The organism is Pedococcus sp. P2_F6, from assembly GCF_056403675.1.
The window spans coordinates 231,469-251,182 of the sequence record NZ_JBFUEZ010000002.1; the positions used below are offsets into that span (position 1 = coordinate 231,469).

At 64.3% G+C, this 19,714-nt stretch carries 15 protein-coding genes; 14 read left to right on the forward strand and 1 reads right to left on the reverse strand.

Features of this window, described 5'->3' with window-relative positions:
• Nucleotides 1-238: 238 nt before the first annotated feature.
• The 11 genes from AC1DWP_RS06535 to AC1DWP_RS06585 all read left to right on the forward strand — a co-directional run bounded on the left by AC1DWP_RS06535 (nucleotide 239) and on the right by AC1DWP_RS06585 (nucleotide 13,674).
• A complete protein-coding gene (locus tag AC1DWP_RS06535) occupies nucleotides 239-1,213 on the forward strand; it encodes an ABC transporter substrate-binding protein (protein ID WP_477613648.1) in 975 nt (324 codons plus the stop codon).
• A gap of 42 nt (nucleotides 1,214-1,255) precedes the next feature.
• Entirely contained in the window at nucleotides 1,256-2,032 is a 777-nt protein-coding gene (locus AC1DWP_RS06540) for an ABC transporter permease (RefSeq protein ID WP_477613649.1), read from the forward strand.
• The gene (locus AC1DWP_RS06545) at nucleotides 2,029-2,811 is read left to right on the forward strand and encodes an ABC transporter permease (protein ID WP_477613650.1); all 783 of its coding nucleotides are present in this window, start codon (nucleotides 2,029-2,031) and stop codon (nucleotides 2,809-2,811) included. Before AC1DWP_RS06540 ends, AC1DWP_RS06545 begins: the two co-directional genes overlap by 4 nt.
• On the forward strand, nucleotides 2,808-3,623 hold the full coding sequence (locus AC1DWP_RS06550; protein WP_477613651.1) for an ABC transporter ATP-binding protein: 816 nt from the start codon (nucleotides 2,808-2,810) through the stop codon (nucleotides 3,621-3,623). Before AC1DWP_RS06545 ends, AC1DWP_RS06550 begins: the two co-directional genes overlap by 4 nt.
• Nucleotides 3,624-3,661: 38 nt before the next feature.
• Entirely contained in the window at nucleotides 3,662-4,618 is a 957-nt protein-coding gene (locus AC1DWP_RS06555) for an amidohydrolase family protein (RefSeq protein WP_477613652.1), read from the forward strand.
• Between the two features lie 369 nt (nucleotides 4,619-4,987).
• Nucleotides 4,988-6,121, forward strand: coding sequence for a flavin reductase (locus tag AC1DWP_RS06560; RefSeq protein WP_477613909.1), 1,134 nt, complete (start codon nucleotides 4,988-4,990; stop codon nucleotides 6,119-6,121).
• A gap of 179 nt (nucleotides 6,122-6,300) precedes the next feature.
• Entirely contained in the window at nucleotides 6,301-8,607 is a 2,307-nt protein-coding gene (locus AC1DWP_RS06565) for a LuxR C-terminal-related transcriptional regulator (protein WP_477613653.1), read from the forward strand.
• A gap of 741 nt (nucleotides 8,608-9,348) precedes the next feature.
• Entirely contained in the window at nucleotides 9,349-10,551 is a 1,203-nt protein-coding gene (locus tag AC1DWP_RS06570; protein ID WP_477613654.1) for an acyl-CoA dehydrogenase family protein, read from the forward strand.
• A 26-nt stretch (nucleotides 10,552-10,577) separates the two neighbouring features.
• The gene (locus tag AC1DWP_RS06575; RefSeq protein ID WP_477613655.1) at nucleotides 10,578-11,498 is read left to right on the forward strand and encodes an NAD(P)-dependent oxidoreductase; all 921 of its coding nucleotides are present in this window, start codon (nucleotides 10,578-10,580) and stop codon (nucleotides 11,496-11,498) included.
• A 212-nt stretch (nucleotides 11,499-11,710) separates the two neighbouring features.
• Nucleotides 11,711-12,766, forward strand: coding sequence for a maleylacetate reductase (locus tag AC1DWP_RS06580; RefSeq protein ID WP_477613656.1), 1,056 nt, complete (start codon nucleotides 11,711-11,713; stop codon nucleotides 12,764-12,766).
• A complete protein-coding gene (locus tag AC1DWP_RS06585; RefSeq protein ID WP_477613657.1) occupies nucleotides 12,763-13,674 on the forward strand; it encodes a dioxygenase family protein in 912 nt (303 codons plus the stop codon). Before AC1DWP_RS06580 ends, AC1DWP_RS06585 begins: the two co-directional genes overlap by 4 nt.
• Before the next feature lie 350 nt (nucleotides 13,675-14,024).
• Here AC1DWP_RS06585 and mobF read toward each other — a convergent pair whose 3' ends face one another.
• The gene (gene mobF / locus AC1DWP_RS06590; protein WP_477613658.1) at nucleotides 14,025-17,264 is read right to left on the reverse strand and encodes a MobF family relaxase; all 3,240 of its coding nucleotides are present in this window, start codon (nucleotides 17,262-17,264) and stop codon (nucleotides 14,025-14,027) included.
• A 492-nt stretch (nucleotides 17,265-17,756) separates the two neighbouring features.
• On the opposite strand from mobF, the gene AC1DWP_RS06595 reads away from it, so the two are divergent.
• The 3 genes from AC1DWP_RS06595 (at nucleotide 17,757) to AC1DWP_RS06605 (ending at nucleotide 19,711) form a co-directional block, all read left to right on the forward strand.
• Nucleotides 17,757-18,521, forward strand: coding sequence for a helix-turn-helix domain-containing protein (locus AC1DWP_RS06595; protein ID WP_477613659.1), 765 nt, complete (start codon nucleotides 17,757-17,759; stop codon nucleotides 18,519-18,521).
• A complete protein-coding gene (locus AC1DWP_RS06600; protein WP_477613660.1) occupies nucleotides 18,514-19,248 on the forward strand; it encodes a hypothetical protein in 735 nt (244 codons plus the stop codon). Before AC1DWP_RS06595 ends, AC1DWP_RS06600 begins: the two co-directional genes overlap by 8 nt.
• A 262-nt stretch (nucleotides 19,249-19,510) precedes the next feature.
• Nucleotides 19,511-19,711 carry a helix-turn-helix transcriptional regulator gene (locus tag AC1DWP_RS06605; protein WP_477613661.1) on the forward strand — a complete coding sequence of 67 codons (201 nt, stop codon included), beginning with the start codon at nucleotides 19,511-19,513 and terminating at the stop codon, nucleotides 19,709-19,711.
• Nucleotides 19,712-19,714: the final 3 nt, after the last annotated feature.

Genomic DNA, 19,714 nt, shown 5'->3' on the forward strand with positions numbered 1-19,714 from the left:
GGTGCCGTGCTTCGGCTGCGCCACGTAGCCAGACGCAGTGTGGATGGCATTTGCGCCCCTTGTCCATCCCCACAACTGGCTACAGAGCCCGGGCCTGTTTTTCCCGAATTCCTGTGAGTTCCCGATGCCTGCGTCCGTCCTACGCTGAGTTGAACGCGAATCGTGGTCCACGAGCGCCTGTCGTACCGGGCGCTAGTCGCGGCCGAAGCAGGGTCCCTTCTCCCCAAAGGATGTCAACGTGAAGATCAATCGCCGCCGTGCTGCTGTTGTCGGCGTCGTAGCAGCCGTTGCTGCAGCGACCACGGCATGTGGGGGTAGCTCTGACGCAGGAACACAGTCCGCGTCGTCGACCTCCCTGAAGGTCGCGACACTGCCCATCATTCCCAGCGCGCCGGTCTATGTCGCGGCAGACCGTGGCTATTTTAGCGATTCTGGCTTGTCGGTCACGACCACTGTCGGCGCAAGCGAAGGTGCCGTCGTGACGTCTCTCGCGTCAGGACAGTTTGATTGCGCCGTCGCTACTCCGACGGCCACAATCCAAGCGGCAGGGCGCGGGCTTCCCGTTGCCCTCGTCGCCCAGGTCAGTCGGACCCCTGACCACCCTGTGGAGGGCCTTGGCCCGCTACTCATCACCAAGACCAGCGGAATCAAGAGCGCGAAGGACCTGAACGGCAAGACGATCGGCGTGGGTTCGTTGGGCGGTGGTGGCGAGATCTCCCTCCGTGCGGCAATCGATCGGCTCGGGGGCGATAGCAAGTCCATCAAGGTGATCCAGATTCCCTTCCCCAACATGAAGACGGCCCTCGAGCGTGGGCAGGTGGCGGCGGTCAGCACAGTTAGCCCCTTCGATGGCCCAATCAAGGCGGCCGGAGCAGTGGAACTCTTCCAACCGTCCACGGTTGCAGCACCTGGCAGCATGCTGGCGGGGATCGCGTGCAACACGGCCTTCATTCAGAAGAACCGGGCAACTGTCCAGAAGTTTCTTAGCTCGGTCAAGCGCGCTACCGACGACATCACCAAGGACCCCACGCTCGCCAAGCAGGTCCTTCCCAAGTTCAGCCCGATTCCGAAGGCACTTATTCCGGTTGTGGTGACACCACCGTTCGACAGTTCGCTGGACCCTCAGGGCGTGCAGACCTGGATCGACCTGACGGTTAAGTACGGATTCCTCGACAAGGCCCCCGACATCGGCAAGGTGCTGGTCACTCCGTGACTGAGCAAGCGCCGTCATACCTGGAGCGAGGAAGTGATGACCATGAGCGGCCTGAATAGGCGCCGAATCCGCCGAATTGGTGTGTTGGCTGCGGTCTTCTTGGTGTGGCAGTTGGCAAGCATTCTTGGACTTCTTGCACAGGAGGCCGTCCCATCGGCAGCCGCAGTACTCGGCGAAGCGGCTCGCCTGCTTGTGTCGCGCGCGTTCTGGAATGACATGGCCCTCACCGCCAGCGCGTGGGCGCTCGCGGTGGCGATCTCGGTGAGTGTGGGAACGGGGCTCGGCCTCCTCATAGGGAGCTCCAACTGGGCCCATCGTCTCACCCGGCTACTTATCGATTTTCTTCAGAGCGTGCCGGCGATCGCAATGCTGCCGCTACTCACCCTCGTCTTCACAGCGAACCAGCTGATGTGTGTGATCGTCGGCTGCGCGGCGGCTATCTGGCCGGTCCTGGTGCAGACCTCGTACGGAGTTCGCGATGTGGACAAGGTCTCATCCGACACCTTCGCGGTTTATCAAATTACCCCACTACGCAGGCTGCGGTACCTGGTTCTCCCCTCAGCCTGGCCGTACGTAGTCACCGGTCTGCGGATCAGCTGCGTCGTAGCGCTGCTGATGGTGGCCTCCGCCGAACTACTGGCTGGGGCCCCGGGTATCGGAAACAGCATCTCGATCGCGTTGTCCTCGGCTGCGCTACCGCTGATGTGGGCCTATGTCCTGTTGATCGGTTTGGCCGGTCTCGGCGTCAACGGGCTGGTTGCCCTGGTGGAGAGGCGAACGTTGAAGTGGCACCCGAGTCAACGAACGGTGGAGCCATGAAGAAGAAGCTTCGGATCGGCGCGGAGATGTGGCTGCCCGTCGGCCTCGTTCTCGCGTGGTGGTTCCTCAGCGCAAAGAGCACCAGCGTTGCATTTCCCCCACTGTCGCAGATCATCGCGGCCTTCCACGATCTCTGGCTGTTCGAGAACTTCCGCAGCGACATCGTGCCCAGTCTCGAGCACCTTGTCCTAGGGCTTGCGATCGCCGCCACCGTGGGGATTTCGCTGGGTACGATTTTCGGAATCTTCCCAGCGCTCTACGACTCTCTCAAGATCATCTTCGACTGGATCCGTGCCACCCCGGGAGTCGCCCTCCTCCCAGTGACCCTGCTCATCTTTGGTCCTGGGGACCATCTCAAGGTCGCGATCATTGCGGTCGGCACGTTCTGGCCGATCTTTCTCAGCACCATCGACGGCGTCCGATCGTTGGACCTCGTGGCCCGCGACACGGCCTCCACGCTCCACCTCCGAAGGAGGGACTATCTTCTGCGCGTACTGCTGCCCTCGGCGTCACCGCAGATAGTTGCTGGACTCCGACTCGCGCTACCACTGGGAGTAACTCTTATCGTCGCCAGCGAATTTATGGCGTCGACGAATGGCATCGGATATCAAGAGCTGCTGGCCGCCCAGACCTTCCAAACAGCGAACATGTGGGCGGCCCTCATTCTCCTCGGCTTGCTCGGGTACACGCTCAACCTCGCCAGTCGACTTGTCGAGCGACGGATTCTTGCTTGGCACATCGGATATAGAGCATCCAATAGCAGAACGGCGGCGAAATGACAGACGTCAAGAACAGCGGTCCCATCCTTCCAGTCGTTGCACAGGCCGGGGTCCTCGTCTTGGACCGCGTTGCAAAGACGTACGGCGAGGGTCCAACTGCGAAAGAGGTTCTAAAGGAAGTCTCCCTGGCCGTCAACCCCGGCGAGTTCGTGTGTGTTGTTGGGCATTCCGGGGCAGGCAAGACGACTCTCCTCAAATCGATGTGTGGGCTTCTCAAGCCCACGAGTGGTGCTATCTACTTCGAGGGAAAGCGGGTCGACTCCCCGCCCGAGCATCTGGCTGTGGTCTTTCAGGACTACAGCCGATCGCTCATGCCTTGGATGACAGTGGGCGCCAACGTGCAACTGCCTCTCAGGAACGATCGGAGCATCACCCAGCACCAGCGGAGCGAGCGCGCCCGCCGCGCCCTCGCCGCAGTGGGCCTGGCCAACTGTTTCGACATGTATCCATGGCAGCTGTCTGGCGGCATGCAGCAGCGTGCGGCGATCGCACGAGCGATCGCCTGTGAACCCTCGCTGCTCCTAATGGACGAACCCTTCGCATCTGTGGATGCGCAGACTCGGGCGGAGCTGGAGGACCTGATCCTCGACGTTCACCGCAGCCTGGGCATGACCATTGTCTTGGTAACGCACGACATCGACGAGGCCGTCTATCTCGCTGACCGTGTGGCGCTGGTGATGGGAAGTCCATCGAGTGTGGCAGAGGTCGTCGTCGTCGACATACCCCGACCCCGCGACCAGGTGGCGTCGAAAGAAAATCCTGAGTTTGCGCGCCTGCGGAGTCACATTCTGAAACTGGTCCGGAGCCACTAGTCGGCCCTCCTGAGAAGAAGCATTTTGAAAGGATTTTGATGAAGTACATTGCGCTTGAAGAGCATGTTCTGCCCGACGAGTTTTGGGAGGAAGTCGGGAACACGGCCACCGCCGAATTCGGAGTTTCCCATGCACGCGGCGTGCTCGACGACGTCCATGGTGACAGGGTGCGGCTGATGGATGAGGCTGGCATCGCCATGCAGGTGTTGTCCGTGGTCACGCCTGGGGCTCAGCACGCTTCCCCTGCCGAAGCGGGACCACTAGCAGAGCGCCTCAATGACCGTGTCGCAAAATTGGTGGAGCAGGATCCGTCCCGATTCCAGGCTCTCGCGAGTCTGCCCACGCCCGATCCGCTGGCTGCGGCCGACGAGGCCTATCGCGCGGTCCGCGAACTGGGAATGCGGGGCTTTGTCATCAACGGTCATACCCAGGGCAAGTTCCTCGACGACCCGTCCTTCGACCCGATGCTGGCCGCCATCGAGGAGCTTGATGTGCCGATCTATCTCCACCCCACATACCCGCCCGAGGCTGTCTTCCGAGAGTATTTCGGCGGACTGGACCCGGCGATGGCCGCCACGTTGTCGACGGGCGGTTGGGGATGGCACGCGGAGACCGGCCTCCACATTCTTCGGATGGTTGTGGGAGGTGTCTTCGACCGCCACCCAGGTCTGCAGATGGTCGTTGGTCACATGGGGGAGAACTTGCCATTCTCACTCATGCGTGCGGACAACGAGTTGGGAAGATTCCGTGCCGGCCTTGCCGGAGTGGCCGACACCGTGCGCAGCCACGTGAATGTGACTATCTGTGGATATACCACGTTGCCCCCGTTTCGCTGTGCGCTTGAGGTGTTCGGTCCGGAGCGAGTATTGTTCTCGGTCGACTACCCGTTCGGAGACTGCAAGAAGCACGTGGACTTCCTCGAGTCTGCGCCGATAAGCGACGCTGATCGCGAGCTTATAGCTCATGGGAACGCGGCTCGTCTGTTTGGACTCTGATCGGCCGCCAGTCAGCGGAAGGTCTTCGAGCCCCTCACGGGGCGCCAGCCTTAGTCGAACGGTGCGGCGTCTCAAGGGGACTCCCCCGTCGCGGTAGGCCATTCCAGGTCTGAGGAACGCGCGCCTGGGCCTTATGCGCCCCATCGGTGCTGCAATGCGCTGCGTTTCCCGCCGCCCAATTGCGCGCGACCGGACCACCTTGTCGGAGGCCGAGATTTACCGATTTCCTGTGATGCGAGCGAATGAATCGCGGCCGCATCATTGATTGCACTTATCCCTGCTACCGAAGGAGGAACAGTTGTGAACAGTCCTACCCCTGCCGTGGTGGCAACCGATGCTGCCCCAACCGGGGCACAGTTTCGAACGGTGATGGGCCATTACCCCACTGGGGTCTGTGTCGTGACCACAATGGATCCGGACTCTGGCCATCCAACAGGGATGACGATCGGCTCGTTCACATCGGTCTCCATGGACCCTCCCTTGGTGGCCTTCTTTCCGATGAACGGCTCCAGCTCTTTCAGCAAGATTGCGGAAAGCGGGCTCTTCTGCGTGAACGTCCTCTCCAGAGATCAAGAGGAGTACTGCCGAAAGTTCGCCTCCCGCGAACCCGACAAGTTTGTCGGCATTTCGTGGCGCTTGTCCCGTCTCGGATCTCCGATCCTTGATGGAGTTCTAGCCTGGGTGGACTGCAAACTCGAGCGAATTCATGAAGCTGGCGACCATCTGATGGTGCTTGGCGCTGTCGAGAGCCTTTCCATCGACACCATCGGGCCACCGTTGATGTTCTTTCGGGGTGGTTATGGAGGCTTCACGCCTATGTCCCTCGTTGCCGATTCGGAGCATGGACTCGCGGCCCATCTGCGGCTTGCCGAACTTGCGCGCCCCCATCTCGAGTCGATGTCCAGCCGGTTCGGAGTGGAGTCCTACGCGAGTGCCGCGGTCGATGATCGCGTGATCCAGGTGGCATGGGTGGCCGGCAAGGGTGCTGGCTTGGCAAACAGCAAGGTGGGCATGCGCCTGCCGCTCTTGCCGCCTATGGATCTCCTTTTCGTGGCTTGGTCGGATGATGCGCAAAGACGTCGCTGGCTTCAGACATGCGCGGCGATGTTCGGATCCGAGGTGGGAGACCAATATGCGGGGGTTCTTGAGAAGACACGGTCCCGTGGGTGGATCGCAACTCCGGACCATGCCAGCCTGCGAACAATAGAGGCCACTGTCCGGAAGATCGCGAGCGCAGGTCCTTCAGCCGGCCTGGATCGATCGCTTGAGGCGCAATTGCGGGTTTACGCGGAGCACTACCCCCGTATGGCGGGGTCTGCGCAAACCCTCGGGGCTCAGGGAGCTGTGTCGGCACCCGTGTTTGATGCGAGTGGATCCGTTGTCCTCGTGGTCACTGTTCACGGTAACCCCACGCTGGAAGACGACGCGTTCGATCCGTGCCTCACGCAACTGAAACGGGTTAGTGATGTGTTGACGCGGCAGATTGGTGGATCGCCGCCGTGATGGGCATCCCCCGCATCCCTAGTGTCTTCCCGAACCCCACGATTGCGGCCACCTTCTGCGCTCATGGCGTCTGGATGGACAATGTTCCCATGCACGAGTCCGCCGAGTCTGGGACAGGACTTCCGAATCGAGGCCTCGACCCCCCTGTCGTCGGTCGCGCGGAGGACGTAGCGGCAATCGTGGATCTTCTCGACCGGCCGGAAGTTGGGTGGGTGACCATCGTGGGGTCGGGTGGGGTAGGCAAGTCGACTGTTGCCACACTAGTGTCCGATCAGTTCGCGTATCGGGGAAGTACGGTCGCGAAACATGATCTGGGCGATGATGCGACCGCCGAGGACGCACGAGCCGGGATCGAGCGTGCGCTGGAGAGCCTGCCTCAAGGCGAGCCAAGCCTCCTGACGCTCAATGGCGTCGAACGACACCGCAATGAGTGCGCTCTGTTCGCGGGCGCCGTCCGATCTAGACGGCCGCAGGCCAAGGTCCTGGCGACCAGTCGAGTGGCCACTGAGCTATCTGTTGACTTCCAATATGCATTGAGCGCTCTCCCTTGGCGATCCCAGGTCTCCGAACCGCCCACGGGCGAGATCCCGGCAGCTCAGGAACTGTTCCTTCATCACGCGGGGCGGTTCTCCGACCCGATTTCACCCCCGGATTCTCGTGCCGTTGCCGCGATCTGCCAGAGGGTGGGTGGTCTCCCACTCGCGCTCCTTGCGGCTGCCAACCAACTCGGGGGCATGAACATGTCCACCCTCAGGGTGCAAGTCGACAAGGGCGTCCTTCCCCTTCTCGATGGGCCAAGCGACCTACCTTTGCGGCAACGAAGTCTGATTCGGGTGACTGAGGACAGCCTTAATCTCCTTGCCGAGCCCAATGCGCAGGCCCTCAGGGCCTTGGCCGTGTTTGACGGGCAGATCGAGTTGTCGGGCGCGGAAGCTGTGCTCGTTGGCGCTCTCGGTCTCGCCGACGCGCAAGTCTTGCCGACGCTGGGGAGCCTCGTTCGTCACTCCCTCCTACTTGTGACCTCCGATCCGGGCACGGACGTCACGATGACGTACCAAGTTCCACCAGCAACACGCGATGCGTTGCTTATTACCAGCGACGAACAGATCCTACGAACGGCTCGTGAGGCGCACGCTGCTCACTTTCTCCAGCGTGTAGCCAACGGGCATGAGTTGTCGGGGCCTGAGTCGGGTCTCTGGATGAGGCGCGTGGATCTCGCCATTGAAGACGTTCGGGCTGCCTTGCGTTTCCTGATTGATATCAAGGACGCGCGGGCAGCGCAGCTCGCAACCGTCCTGCGCAACTACTGGCTCAGACGTGGCCTTCTTGAAGAGGGTCTAGAGACGGTGGCCGAAGTGGTCCAAGCCATCGGAGATTCGGACAGCCTGCAACGAGTTCGCTTGGTCGAAACAAGGGCGGCTTTGACAATAGCCGCACGTTCCTCCGCGCAAGCCCGCGAGGACCTTCAGTACTGCGTGGATGAGTGGGAGCGCCTTGGCGACCGCCGCGCTCGGGCCCGGGTCCTTCCGGACCTGGCTCTGTCTGTTGTCGAGTCGGAGGGCACGACGCCCGCGATGCCGATGTTTGAGGAAGCAATATCAGTCTTGGACGACCTTGAAGACCGTTGGTGGGCCGCACGTGCTCGCAGTCTCATGGGTGCTACGGCAGCTGGGAGCCCAGAGCTCCGTGATCTGGCTCGTGTGACGCTGGACGAGGCGATCGAGATGTTTCGCGGGCTCGGCGACTTGTCCTACACGAACGTCCCCCTACAGCAACTGGGTCGAATGCTCCTCGAGGACGGTCACGACGCGCAGGCCGCCACCATCCTTACTGAGGGTCTTCGTTTGGCGCGGGACGTTGGAGACGCTTGGAACGCCTCGATCTTCCTCAACCTGCTGGCGGAGGTGGAATTGACCCGGGCACGACCGGCCGACGCTGCCGCGCGATTCACGGAAAGCCTCACTCTGGCGGTGGATATTGGAGCTCGGCCGAGGTACATCTGGTGTCTGGAGGGACTGGCTCTGGCTTTCATGCAGTTGGGCGAGCAGCCATACGCGTGCCGCCTGGTTGGCATGGCCTCCAGTGTTCGGGCGTCGCTCGGACTGCGGAACTGGACGGAGTTCCCTGCGCGGCCAGCCGACCTGACCGAGGTCCAGTCCGGTGTGTCTCAGGAGGCCTATCTTTCGGCTTGGTGGTTAGGAGCCCATATGAGCGTGGACGACCTCCTGAAAGAACTCCCGGGCATGCTCTCCGAGCAGCCAGGGGCAAGTCGCGCACGTAGCTCGCCGAACCCTGACGGGCTGACAAATCGCGAGTTCGACGTCTTGCGTCTCATTGCCTCGGGCGCGACAAGCAAGTCAGTGGCGGCAGAGCTGTACATCAGCATTGAGACCGTGGGGCGGCACATCAGCAACATCTATCGAAAGATCTCTGCCACAGGGCGTGCCGAGGCCACGGCCTATGCCATCCGCCACGGATTCGTTTGAGTCTGCCATGCGCTGCCTGTCGAGCGAGGGTGCGTCGCAGTGGCCAGAATTCGCGAGGCACCGGGCCTCGAGAGGTTCCTCGCGTCGATCGTTTCATCGCATGGCGGCCAGACGAGTTTTCCGGTTGAGTCCGTTTTCTACGGCGGGAAGTTCATCCCCTACCGCACGGGACGAAAGCTGCACGGTGGCGAAGACGTCCTCGAACGTCGCCAGGGCAACTGCTCCCAGTCGGGGTAGACATTGCGACACGCGATGTCGGACTTCGCGCCCGGCTCGCCTTGGTAGGCAACGGCTTTGGGGATCAATTCCATAGCATGTCAGGCTTGAGCACCTGTGCCTCAACCGTCAGCCCGCAGATCCTGAGCCTCAGCTATTCCGGCGCCTGATCTCTTTGCGGCCTGGCCGGTCGGGCCGTGGCGTCCGAACTCGCCCGGTGGCGACCTCAGCCGATCGCGCAACCGGGGCATCGAAGTCCCACCACGTGCCCACGTCGGGCTCGGGGGGCGTGTGTTGGTTGGGTCGACATTCGCCAGGTCGCTTCAAAGCGTGACAACCCAAGGGTCCACTGCCGAAGCATGTCCCTGCGGAGGAGTTTGGTCGCGGGGTGGCACTCGGGGCGTCGTGTACGTCAGCGGCCGGCTTGCCGGTGAAATGCCCAGTTCTCGGGATGTATTTTGCCGGGCGCACCCGCGAGCATTGAACTCAACGATCCACCTACCCAACGCAAAAGGGGCTACGTCCATGACGATCACGAACGCGGCAGTGCAGTGGCCAGCCGACCGAGAGGCGCGTCGCACTAGCGCTCTGGCTGCACTGGAGGATGTCAGGGATGACCTTACAGCCGGTGCAATTGAGTCTGAGGCTCTCAACCGCATGAGCGATACCGCTTTCGACGCGCTACAGCGGGCTGGCGTGCTGGGGATCATGACTCCGGACGACCTGGGCGGAAACGTGGTGGACCCAGTGACGGCCTTCGAGATCATTGAGAAGGTCGGGTACATCGACCCTGCGACAGCGTGGACCGCCACGATCCTGCTGGAAGGTGCAGGTGAACTTGCGACAATGCTTCGACCCGAACCGGCCGAGCGGCTCTTCGCTGACAAGCTGGCATTGAAGGCCATGTCGCTCAAGCCTGGGCCGGCCACGCGCGCGGATGGCGGTTATGTGCTTTCCGGCAAGTGGGACTTCGTCAGCGGGCTTCACCACGCCGACTTCGCTAGCGCCACCTTCCTAATCGATGGCGAGGACGGCCAGCCGGTACGTCGGGCGGCGGTGATCCCCCGCGACCAGATCACAATCTTGGACGACTGGCGAGTTCTCGGCATGCGAGGAACCGGAAGCAGCAGTTTCGCCGTGACCGACGTGTTTGTTCCCGATGACATGATCTACGACCCACTCGGACCTGGCGAACGCTTCGACACTCCGCTGGCGCGACTGGGACTGACGCCGTTTCTCCTGCAGATGCACCCGGGAATGGTTCTTGGCGCGGCGCGCCGAGCATTGGACACGCTTATCGAGCTGGCGCCCAACTTGCGCCGCGGCAGCCGCATCAACCTCCAGCGCTCCTCCTCGCTGGCTGAGGCGACGTGGTTTCAACGCGAGCTAGGCGAGTTGGACGTTCGCGTCCGAGCTGCCCGCAGCCTCTGCATTGAGACGCTGTCGGACGTGCGTGTCCACCTGGACGGAGGGAATCGCGCCGAGTTGCGCGAACTGGACCGGATGCAGACGGCGGCGTCCTACGCGGCGAAGACGTCGGTTGAGGTCGTGACCCGCTGTTTCCGACACACGGGTGCCATGTCAATCGTGGCGGACTCCCTGCTGGGCAAGCTGTTGCGCGACCTCAACACGATCTGCGCCCACGGCGTTTTGTCCGAGGCGGGGTTCGAGACGCACGCCGAGTTCATCCTCGGCCTGCAGACCGCCGAGACCCGACGAATGGTCTGAACGACGGCAATCGACGGCAGGGACCGATGAAGGAGAGTCAGCTAGTGAATACTTTTGAGGGGCCTCAGGCGGTGGCTGTGATTGGTGCCGGAAAGATGGGTGCTGCGGTCGTACGTGTGCTCGCCGAAGCCAAGGCGGAAGTTAGGGTCTGGAACCGCTCGCCTGAGCGCGCTAAGGCGCTCATGGCCGAGAGGGTAACCGCCTGCACGAGCCCTGAGGAGGCCGTGCATGAAGCCGATGTCGTAATAAGCCTGCTCAGCAATGGCGCTGCGGTCACGGATGTCATGATGGGGATCGGCGGTGCGCTTCAACGTGACGCTGTTCTGGTCGAGGCCTCGACCATCGACCCGTCGGTCATGGTGTCGCTCGCAGAGGCTGTGGGAGTTGAACGAGTGGTCTCTGCGGCGGTGAGTGGCACCCCTGGTGTACTGATGGCGGGCAAGGCGAGCGTGTTGATGAGTGGGCCCGCCGAGGCTCAGGCCAAGGCGCGTGAGGTTCTTTCGCTATTCGCTGCCAGCACCGTCGACCTGGGGATGCCTGTGGCCAACGCCAAACTCGTCAAGATCGGGATCAACGCAGTGCTGGCCGGAACGATGGAGCTGCTCGGAGAATCTGTCGTCCTGCTTGAGGCCAGCGGAGTCGACCGCGACACCTTTGCTCAGGCACTCGCCGGATCTGTGTTGGGCTCCACGTATAGCGGATACAAGCTTTCCGCGCTCGCTGCACATGACTACCAACCGACCTTCTCCACAAAGGACATGCGGAAGGACGTGGCGCTAGCGCTGGACCGAGCCAAGGCGACTGGCGTGGAGCTGCCGTTCGCTGCACGGCTTGCGGAGTTGCTTGACGAGTGTGTGGCAGCCGGCTGGGCGGACCTGGACTTTCTCAGCTTGGTCCCGCGGCTGCAACTAGCGGCGGGACAACCGAGTGACCTGTCTTCCCTATGAAGGCGGCATCAACGTAGTACCTCTCGACGGTCGCCAGCCGTGGGATCTTGCGGCGGGAGTCGGTCGGGGCAGGGCGCGGATCTCTCCAACCTCGGAGCAAGGTAGGTGGGCGCCCTTGAGGCGGGGCGTACAGCCGCGCTTTCATCGATCCTGGCTAGCGTCCCAAGAGGCTCCCGCTAGCGTGCCAAGGCGGAAGCAACGAGGTTCTAAACGTGAAATTTGCCCACGAGTCTCTCGCGCAGCGCATCGTCTTTGCCACCGACGAGGCAGCGAGCGCTGTAGCGGCGGAGGTGGAGGCGCTCGGCGCCTCAAAGGCAATGGTGATTGCCTCCGATCGCGAGGCCGTTCTAGCCGATCCGATCGTCGAGCGGATCCCCGTGGCAGTACGTCATCGGGAAGTGGCTATGCACGTTCCCGTAGAGGTCGCCAAGCGAGCCCGCTCCGTCGCCGCCAGCCATGGCATCGACGTGCTGGTGTCAGTGGGCGGCGGTTCGACGACGGGGCTCGCGAAGGCGGTTGCACTAGCCACAGGTCTCCCGATCGTTGCCGTCCCGACGACGTACGCGGGTTCGGAGGCCACGAACGTGTGGGGCATGACTGAGGGGGCACGAAAGACAACCGGCGTCGACCCTCGGGTACTTCCTACTGCGGTCGTTTATGACGCCAGTCTCCTGACCGGTTTACCTGGACAGATGGCGGTGGCATCTGGGCTAAACGCTATAGCTCACTGCGTCGACGCCATGTGGGGACCACGTGTGGACCCTCTAGACAAAGTCCTAGCAGGTGAAGGCCTCGCTGCTTTGGTTGATGGGTTGACCACCCTCGCGCATCAGCCAGGCTCAGTGCGCGGTATTGAGCAAGCGCTCTACGGTGCCTACCTTGCGGCGACTTCCTTTTCCTGCGCTGGCTCGGGTATGCACCACAAGATCTGTCACGTGCTCGGGGGGATGTTCAATCTTCCACATGCCCAGACGCACGCGATCGTGCTGCCGCACGTCCTGGCCTTCAACGTCCCAAACGATGTAGGGGCGGAGCGCCGCATCGCTCGCGCCCTGGCCTCAGACACGGCCACTGGTGGTCTCGAGTCACTACGTCGGACGCTGAACGCACCGCGTGCCTTGCGCGACTACGGCATGCCTGAGGAGGGGATCGCTCAAGCTGTCGGCCCGCTCATGGCAGCCATCCCGAGTAGCAATCCAACGCCCGTCACAAGCGAGAACCTGACCGCCCTGCTTAGGGCAGCGTGGGCAGGAGAGGAGTCCGCATGACCTCAGACAACCCGATCCATGCAGCGAGCAATGTCAGCGCTGAGCAGACCGAGCGCGAACGGGAACTCGTTGAGCGAGTGGTGAGATCCTTCGACCACTGCCAGAGCGAACGTCTACAACAGCTCATGGTTTCGCTCACGCGCCATCTCCACTCGTTCATAAGGGAGTCACGGTTGACCGAGGCTGAGTGGGCAATCGCCATGGAGTTCCTTACGGCAGCAGGCAACATCACCAACGAGCGTCGGCAGGAGTTCATCTTGCTCTCCGACGTCCTAGGCGCCTCCATGCAAACCATCACGGTCAACAACGAGGCCTACCGGAACGCGACCGAAGCCACGGTGTGGGGACCATTCTTTGTGGAAGGTTCACCCGAGATCCCGCTCGGTGGCGATATCTCATTCGGCGCAGGCGGACAGCCGTGCTGGGTTGAAGGCACGGTCAAAGACACGAGCGGCCGAGTCCTGCCCAACGCCTTAGTGGAGGTGTGGGAGGCTGACGAGCACGGGATGTACGACGTTCAGTACTCCGATGAGCGAACGGCTGCGCGGGCGCACCTGCACGCAGACCATGACGGAGCCTTCTCCTTTTGGGGAATCACTCCCACCCCATACCCCATTCCTCACGACGGCCCGGTCGGTAAGTTGCTGGACGCCGTTGGACGATCGCCCTACAGGGCATCACACTTGCACTTCCTCGTGAGGGCCCCCGGTTATCGCGAGCTCGTCACGCACATATTCGTCGCGGATGACAAGCTCCTTGAAAGGGACAGCGTCTTCGGCGTGAAGGACTCGCTCGTGAAGGACTTCGTGGAGCAACCAGCCGGAACGCCGACCCCCGATGGCCGTCCTGTGAACGGCAGCTGGTCGCGCACGCGCTTCGACATCGTCTTGGCCCCGGTCGGCGTCTAGCGGTCCAAAAGGGGCAGGGCCGAGGGACAACTTCGCGGGCGAGACCGTCCTTGCAGGACTGGTGCCCGGTCTGACGTGGGCACCTCGGGCAACCGGCGGTGCTCTGACCAGCGCGGAGGCGGCACGCCCTCCGAGTTTCAGGTGGAGGGACTGAGCTGCGGTGACCAAGCGGCATTGTGAGATAGAACCTGTATGGACGCTCCATCGAAACGGGTCTCTGACCTGCACATTCATCTCTGCCTGAAATCGCTAGTCTGCGGTCCGCCGAGGGCTTACATCCAGCAGCACACAGGCTCCTTGGGTCTCGTGGCCCCAGCTGCGCGCGTGGCGACATGCAGATGCTCACCGCTCTAGGCCAGGTGGCGGTCCGTGTTCCAGATGGGCGCTGGACCAATGACCAATGCAGTCTGCGATCCGCCGCTGCCTTGGCGAAGGTCACACAAAGCCCGTATCCCGGCCTCGAAGCGCGCTAGCGAGTCAGTACGTGCCATCTGTGGTACGGCTGGAAGAGCGGCCTGCAGGTCGAGGCCCAGCTGTTCGGCTCGGCGCATTTGGTCGAGCAGCGGACGCCAGCGGTCGGCCGCCTTGGCTGCATCAATGTGTTCGGATGGGAGGCCGGCGGCGAGCAGCAGGTTGGTGTAGCGCTGGTGGCGGCGGTGGCGCTGGATGGCGACACCTTCGGCGTCCAACCGCGCGGGCGTGCTGGCCGCGGTGGCCTCGTGGTCGCGGGTTTGGGTTGCTGAGAGCTCCGCACCGGTCGTGGCGAGCACCTTCTTGAGGACTTCGTCGGCCGGGACCGGGTCGCCAAGGTGGTGTGCGGTGTCGGTGTCCGGGTCGTGGCTGGTGTCGACGTAGAGCCGGTTGGCCTCGCGGCCTCGGGTGGCCATCACGTAGAGCGGTTCGCGTACGGTCGCGGCGCTGACGTAGGCGTGGCAGGTGTCGACGGTTCGGCCTTGGGCTCGGTGGGCGGTGGTGGCGTACCCGAGCTCGACATGCTCGCCCACGTAGTCAGCCGGCAAACGGGTCGCCGTGCCTCGCTTCCGAGTGCGGTGGACGGTGAGCGACCCGTCGTCGTGGACGGCGGTGACCGTCCATTGGTCGCCGTTCTTGACCCACCCGCCGGTGGCGTGTAGGTCGCGCTGGTTGAGTCGGGTGACCACGACGTCACCCGTCCCGATCGTGGTCCCGTCCGCGACCGACACTCCATGGTCAATGACTTGACCTGTTGCGACCAGGTCGGCGCGGGCGCGGGCGTTGAGCTCGGCCACCGTGGCGGCGTCGGCAGCCACCATCAGGGAGGTTCGGCCGGCTCGAACATCTTCGCGCCAGGCCTGGTAGATGGCTTCGATCATGGTGTCTCGGTCACCGTCCTGGACGCGCCCATGCTGGAGGTAGGGGTGGGTGGCGGTGGGTTGGCCGTCGCGGATGGCCAGGCTGGCTTTGCGTTCCCATTCGCGCCGGAACCGGCGCACGTCCACCAGCTCGGGGGCATCGTCGCGGTCGGTGACCAGGAGCCGGAAGGCGCCGCCGGCGGCGACCGGAGACAGCTGGGCCGGGTCCCCGACGAGCAGCACCTTCGCCCCGACCTCGCGGGCTTTGGTGGTGAGGGTGTCGAGTTCGAGGGTGCCGGCCATGGACGCTTCGTCGACGATGACCAGCTGCCGATGGCGCAGGCGCCACCGGTCCAGCTCCGCCTTCACCTGGCGGGCGCGGCGGGTCAGGGCGCGGGTCCGCAGTGACGGGCTGGCGCCGCGCAGCTTGCCTTGCAGGGAGGCAAGTTCGGCCAACCGCTGGTCCTGTCGACCTTGTTCGGTGAGCCATTTGGCGGTGTTCTCCGTCGGCACCCCGACCGCGTCCGCGAGGACCTCGGCGGCTGCCGCGGAGGGGGCGAGCCCGACCACGCTCCCCCGCCCGAAGGTCACCTCCCACGCGACCCGCACCCCGGCCATGGTGGTCGACTTCCCGGTCCCAGCCGCACCCACCAGCACGTCGAGAGCGCGCCCGGAGGTGACGACCCGGCATACCGCATCGGCCTGTTCGGCGGTGAGCCGGCGACCATCCGTCCGTCCTGGCAACGGCGCACCGGCCGCAGTGGCGGCCACCACTGCCGGTACCTGGGGTCCGTCAGTAGCTCGCCCGGCGGCGAGGAGATGTTCCTCCGCCGCCAGCACCCCGGTCGTGCTGTAGATGGTCGCGTCACGGGCCCGCAACCGCGTGCTGCCATCGGGACGCTGCAGCGTCGCGGGGACGCGTCCGACCTCTGGCGGGGTGAGCTGCACCGAGGCATCCAGCGCCATGGCGGTGACCCGTTCGGCCGCGTGGGCGCGCTCGTGCGGGGTGGTGAAGCGGACCCCGTGCAGCTGCCGCAAAGCCTCAGCCAGCACGTTGGAGCGGGTGAACGTCGCCCGCCTGGCGGCCACGGCATCCACCACCACGGTGGCGGTGTCCTTGAGCATCCCGTCCTCGAGGTCGGCCGCGCTCAGGGCCGGGAGGTTGCACCGGTTCGCCAGCCCTGCCACCCATGCCTGCGGCTCCTGGCCTAGGTGCGGCTCCGCCCGGTGTCGCCAGCCGCGGACCAGGTCGGCCAGGGGTAGCAGCTCCTTGGCGGGTCGCGTTTGCAGGGTGGCCTGCTGACGCAGCCGGATCACCTCGGCCGCGGTCGGTTGCCGCCCGTGGCTGGCGGCGAAGCCCGCGATCAGGTCGCGGGCTGCGGCGTTGATCGCGGTCGAACGCTGGGAGAACGCCTCCCGCAACGCCTTAGCAACCCCGGCCACCTCCCACGTCGGAGACGTGGACCGTGCCCGGGCCTGGGCTTCCCAACCCCACCCAAGGTCGGCGGTGAGCAGGTCCATCAGGGCGCCGTTGTACAGCTCCGACAATGCGACGTTCGCCTTGAACAACGCCCGCGAGTCCAGGGTGCGCCACGCCCCGTCCGTGGCGGCCTGGACCCGGTTCAGCACCACCACGTGGGTGTGCAGCTGCGGGTCCCCGGCGCGGGAGTCCCAGTGGTCAAACCCGGCCGCGACGACGCCGCGGACGGCTTCGCTGACCACCCCACCGCGACCGGTGCGGGTGGTGAACACCTCCCGCTCCGCGTAGCCGAGGACGAACTCCAACGCCCGCTGGTGCGCCGCGTATATCCGCTGCCGGGTAGGCGCATCGGCCATCGCCCACGCCACGCTCACGCTCTTCGGGGCGGAGAAGGTCAGATCGAACCCGGCCACCGTCCGCGACACAGGGCGCGGCCTTCCTGCATCGGGGCAAGCGGGGCGGTCCGCCGCTGGGGAACGCCCCAGCGGTTGACCAGTGACCGGGTCCTGCAACATCCCGAGCATCCGCCACAGGTGCTCCTCGGTCACGACCGACCCGGCCGCGACACCCCTCCCGCCGTCCAAGTCAGCCAGCCCGGACCCGAGGAACCGGCCCGGCGGAGTGCCCTCCTGCGTGTAGTAGCCCGTCAACGGATCCGCCGTCGGACCCTCCCGATCGCCGCGCGCGACCGAAGACATCAGGTACCGGAACCCCGCCCCCAACGTCATCCGCCGCATCGACATCGTCACGCCAAGGCAACGACCACGACGGGGCACCATTGGCCCACCGGCCCACCTTTGGTGCCTGACGTGTGGCACGAGAATGAGGGCTGGATCAGGGTGGTCGGCTGGGCGTGGCTGCGGGGCGAGTGCGGTTGGGGCGGGCATGACGGGAGACAGGCGGGGCATGGAGTCTGGGCGTCGGGACGTGAGGCAGGGCCGGAAGGGCGTATCGATGGGTCACCGGTGAGGAACGGGATTGGCCAGCTTGGGCCGAGGGGCGAGTCGAGGAAGGCTCCCCGGCTGCCCGGGGTAGGACCACACACGCGTCGTCGGACTTCGAGTTGGGCTGTCGTGACAGAGCCCGGTCCTCAATTTCGGCCTACCCGGGTCATGCTGGTCGGACGGCGCCTCCGGTCGGTCCCGTGGCGAGGCGCCCATTGTCGACAGACATACGGCCCCGCGGCGCATTGCTCCTCGATGCTTGCAGGAAACCTATAAATCCTTATAGGGTTGCTGCAAACCTCTAAGAACTTATAGGGAAGTGGCGACATGTCCGATGCGCATCTGAGTGTGGCCGAAGCCGCCGAGGTGCTCGGCGTCCACCCGCAGCGCATCCATCAGCGAATCCGGGAAGGCTCCCTGCCTGCAGAGAAGGTTGGGAACCAGTGGGCCGTCGAGATGAACGACCTGCGTCGCCTCAAGCACCACGCCGGGCCTGGGCGTCCGCTTTCGTCAAAGTCAGCATGGGACCTGCTCGCTGTGGCTGCCGGTGACCGGGCCGCCTCAAAACTAAGCCCCTCGGCCAGGTCCCGCGCCCGGTCGCGGCTAGCGCGCCTGCTCGCCCTCGCCTCCTCCGCCGAGCTCGAGGACGCCGCAGCCCATCTCGGACACGCTCTGCGTAACCGGGCCGAGCGCGCCCTCTTCCTGGCTTCCCCGCGCGACCTGCCGGACGTCCGCGACGACGAGCGCGTCCACCTGTCCGGTGTCTCGCTTCCCGACTCGAACATGTCCGTCGGTGCTGTCGCCGAAGGCTACGTGTCTGCCGACGACGTCAAAGCCCTCGTCGACGACTACCTGCTCTCCCCCGCTTCCCGGTCCCGAGCCAACGTAATTCTCCATGTCGTGCACGCCGACGCCATGAGCCGGGCACTTGTCGCCCTCGACGACGTCGCCCGCTCCCCGCTCGCGCTCGCTGCCGACCTCGCCGAGCACGACGGCATCCGCGAGAAGAGCGAAGCCATCCGCTCGGTCGCCGACCTGCACGCCCGGTTCGTCGCCCCTGGAGCCCGCGTCGTCGGAGAAGACCGTGGCTGACCCCGTCGAACTGCCCGCCATGAACGAAGCCCAGACGCAGTCTTGGCATGCCCTCATGGACCTCTACGAGCGCGTTGACTCCAACTGGGCCCTCATCGGCGGTCAACTGGTGCACTTGCACTGCGCCGAACGCGGTGTCTCGCCAACGCGTCCGACCAACGACGTCGACACGGTCGTCAACATCAGGGCCTCCCCAACGATGCTCGTGACCTCTACTGGCGCGCTGCGCGATATGGGCTTCACCCCCGATATCTCCGGTGACGGCATCCAGCACCGCTGGCGCCGCGACCAGGCCCAGATCGATGTACTGATCCCCGAAGGCGTCGGCGAACGCGCAGCGTCCCGCATCGGCGCCGGAGGAGCCCCGACCATCTCAGCGCCCGGCACGACGCAGGCCCTAGATCGCAGCGAGCCAGTCATCGTTCGGGCCATGGGCCGTACCGGCACCGTCCTGCGCCCGAACCTTGTCGGAGCCCTCGTCGGCAAGGCCGCGGCCCGTACCGAGATCGCCTCGGACCGGGCTAGCACGCGCCACTGCACCGACTTCGTTGTCCTGGCCAACCTCGTCTCGGCTCGCGACTTCCGGGAGACTGAGTTGATGAAGAAAGACCGCACACGGCTGCGCAAGATGCTCACCTATTGCCGCAACGACGACTCCGCGATGTCTGTCGAGAACGCCGTCGAGGCCCTCGACCGACTGGAGCGCGCAGCGAAGTCGAACGGCTAAGCCGCTACTGCTGCCTCTTCGTCCACATTCGCTTCTTCATCACTATCGCTTTCATCACCCTGATGATGAAGACGCTTCATGTCTTCCCCAGGACCTGATCTGCGACAAGTCGTCAGCTGTCGACGCACCACACCTTCAGCAGTCCCTTTGCACTCTCGGCCGGCCCGCTGACATTGAAGAGCCCGCTTGTCGGCGTCGGCTGCACATGGTGCCCCGGTCGCCGCGTTGTCTATTCATAGCCGGTAGCTGAGAAGGGGCGCCCATGTCTGAGGCGAAGCGCGTGGAACGGATCCATCTGACAGTCAGGGACGTCTGCGACGAACTGGGAGTTGCGCGATCAACGTTCTACGACTGGCGAGCCGCCCACAAGGCGCCGCCATGTCTCAAGCTCCCCAACGGCGACCTGCGGATCAAACGCAGCGACTTCGACCGCTGGCTCGAGTCGCTAGAGCAGTCGGCCTGACCT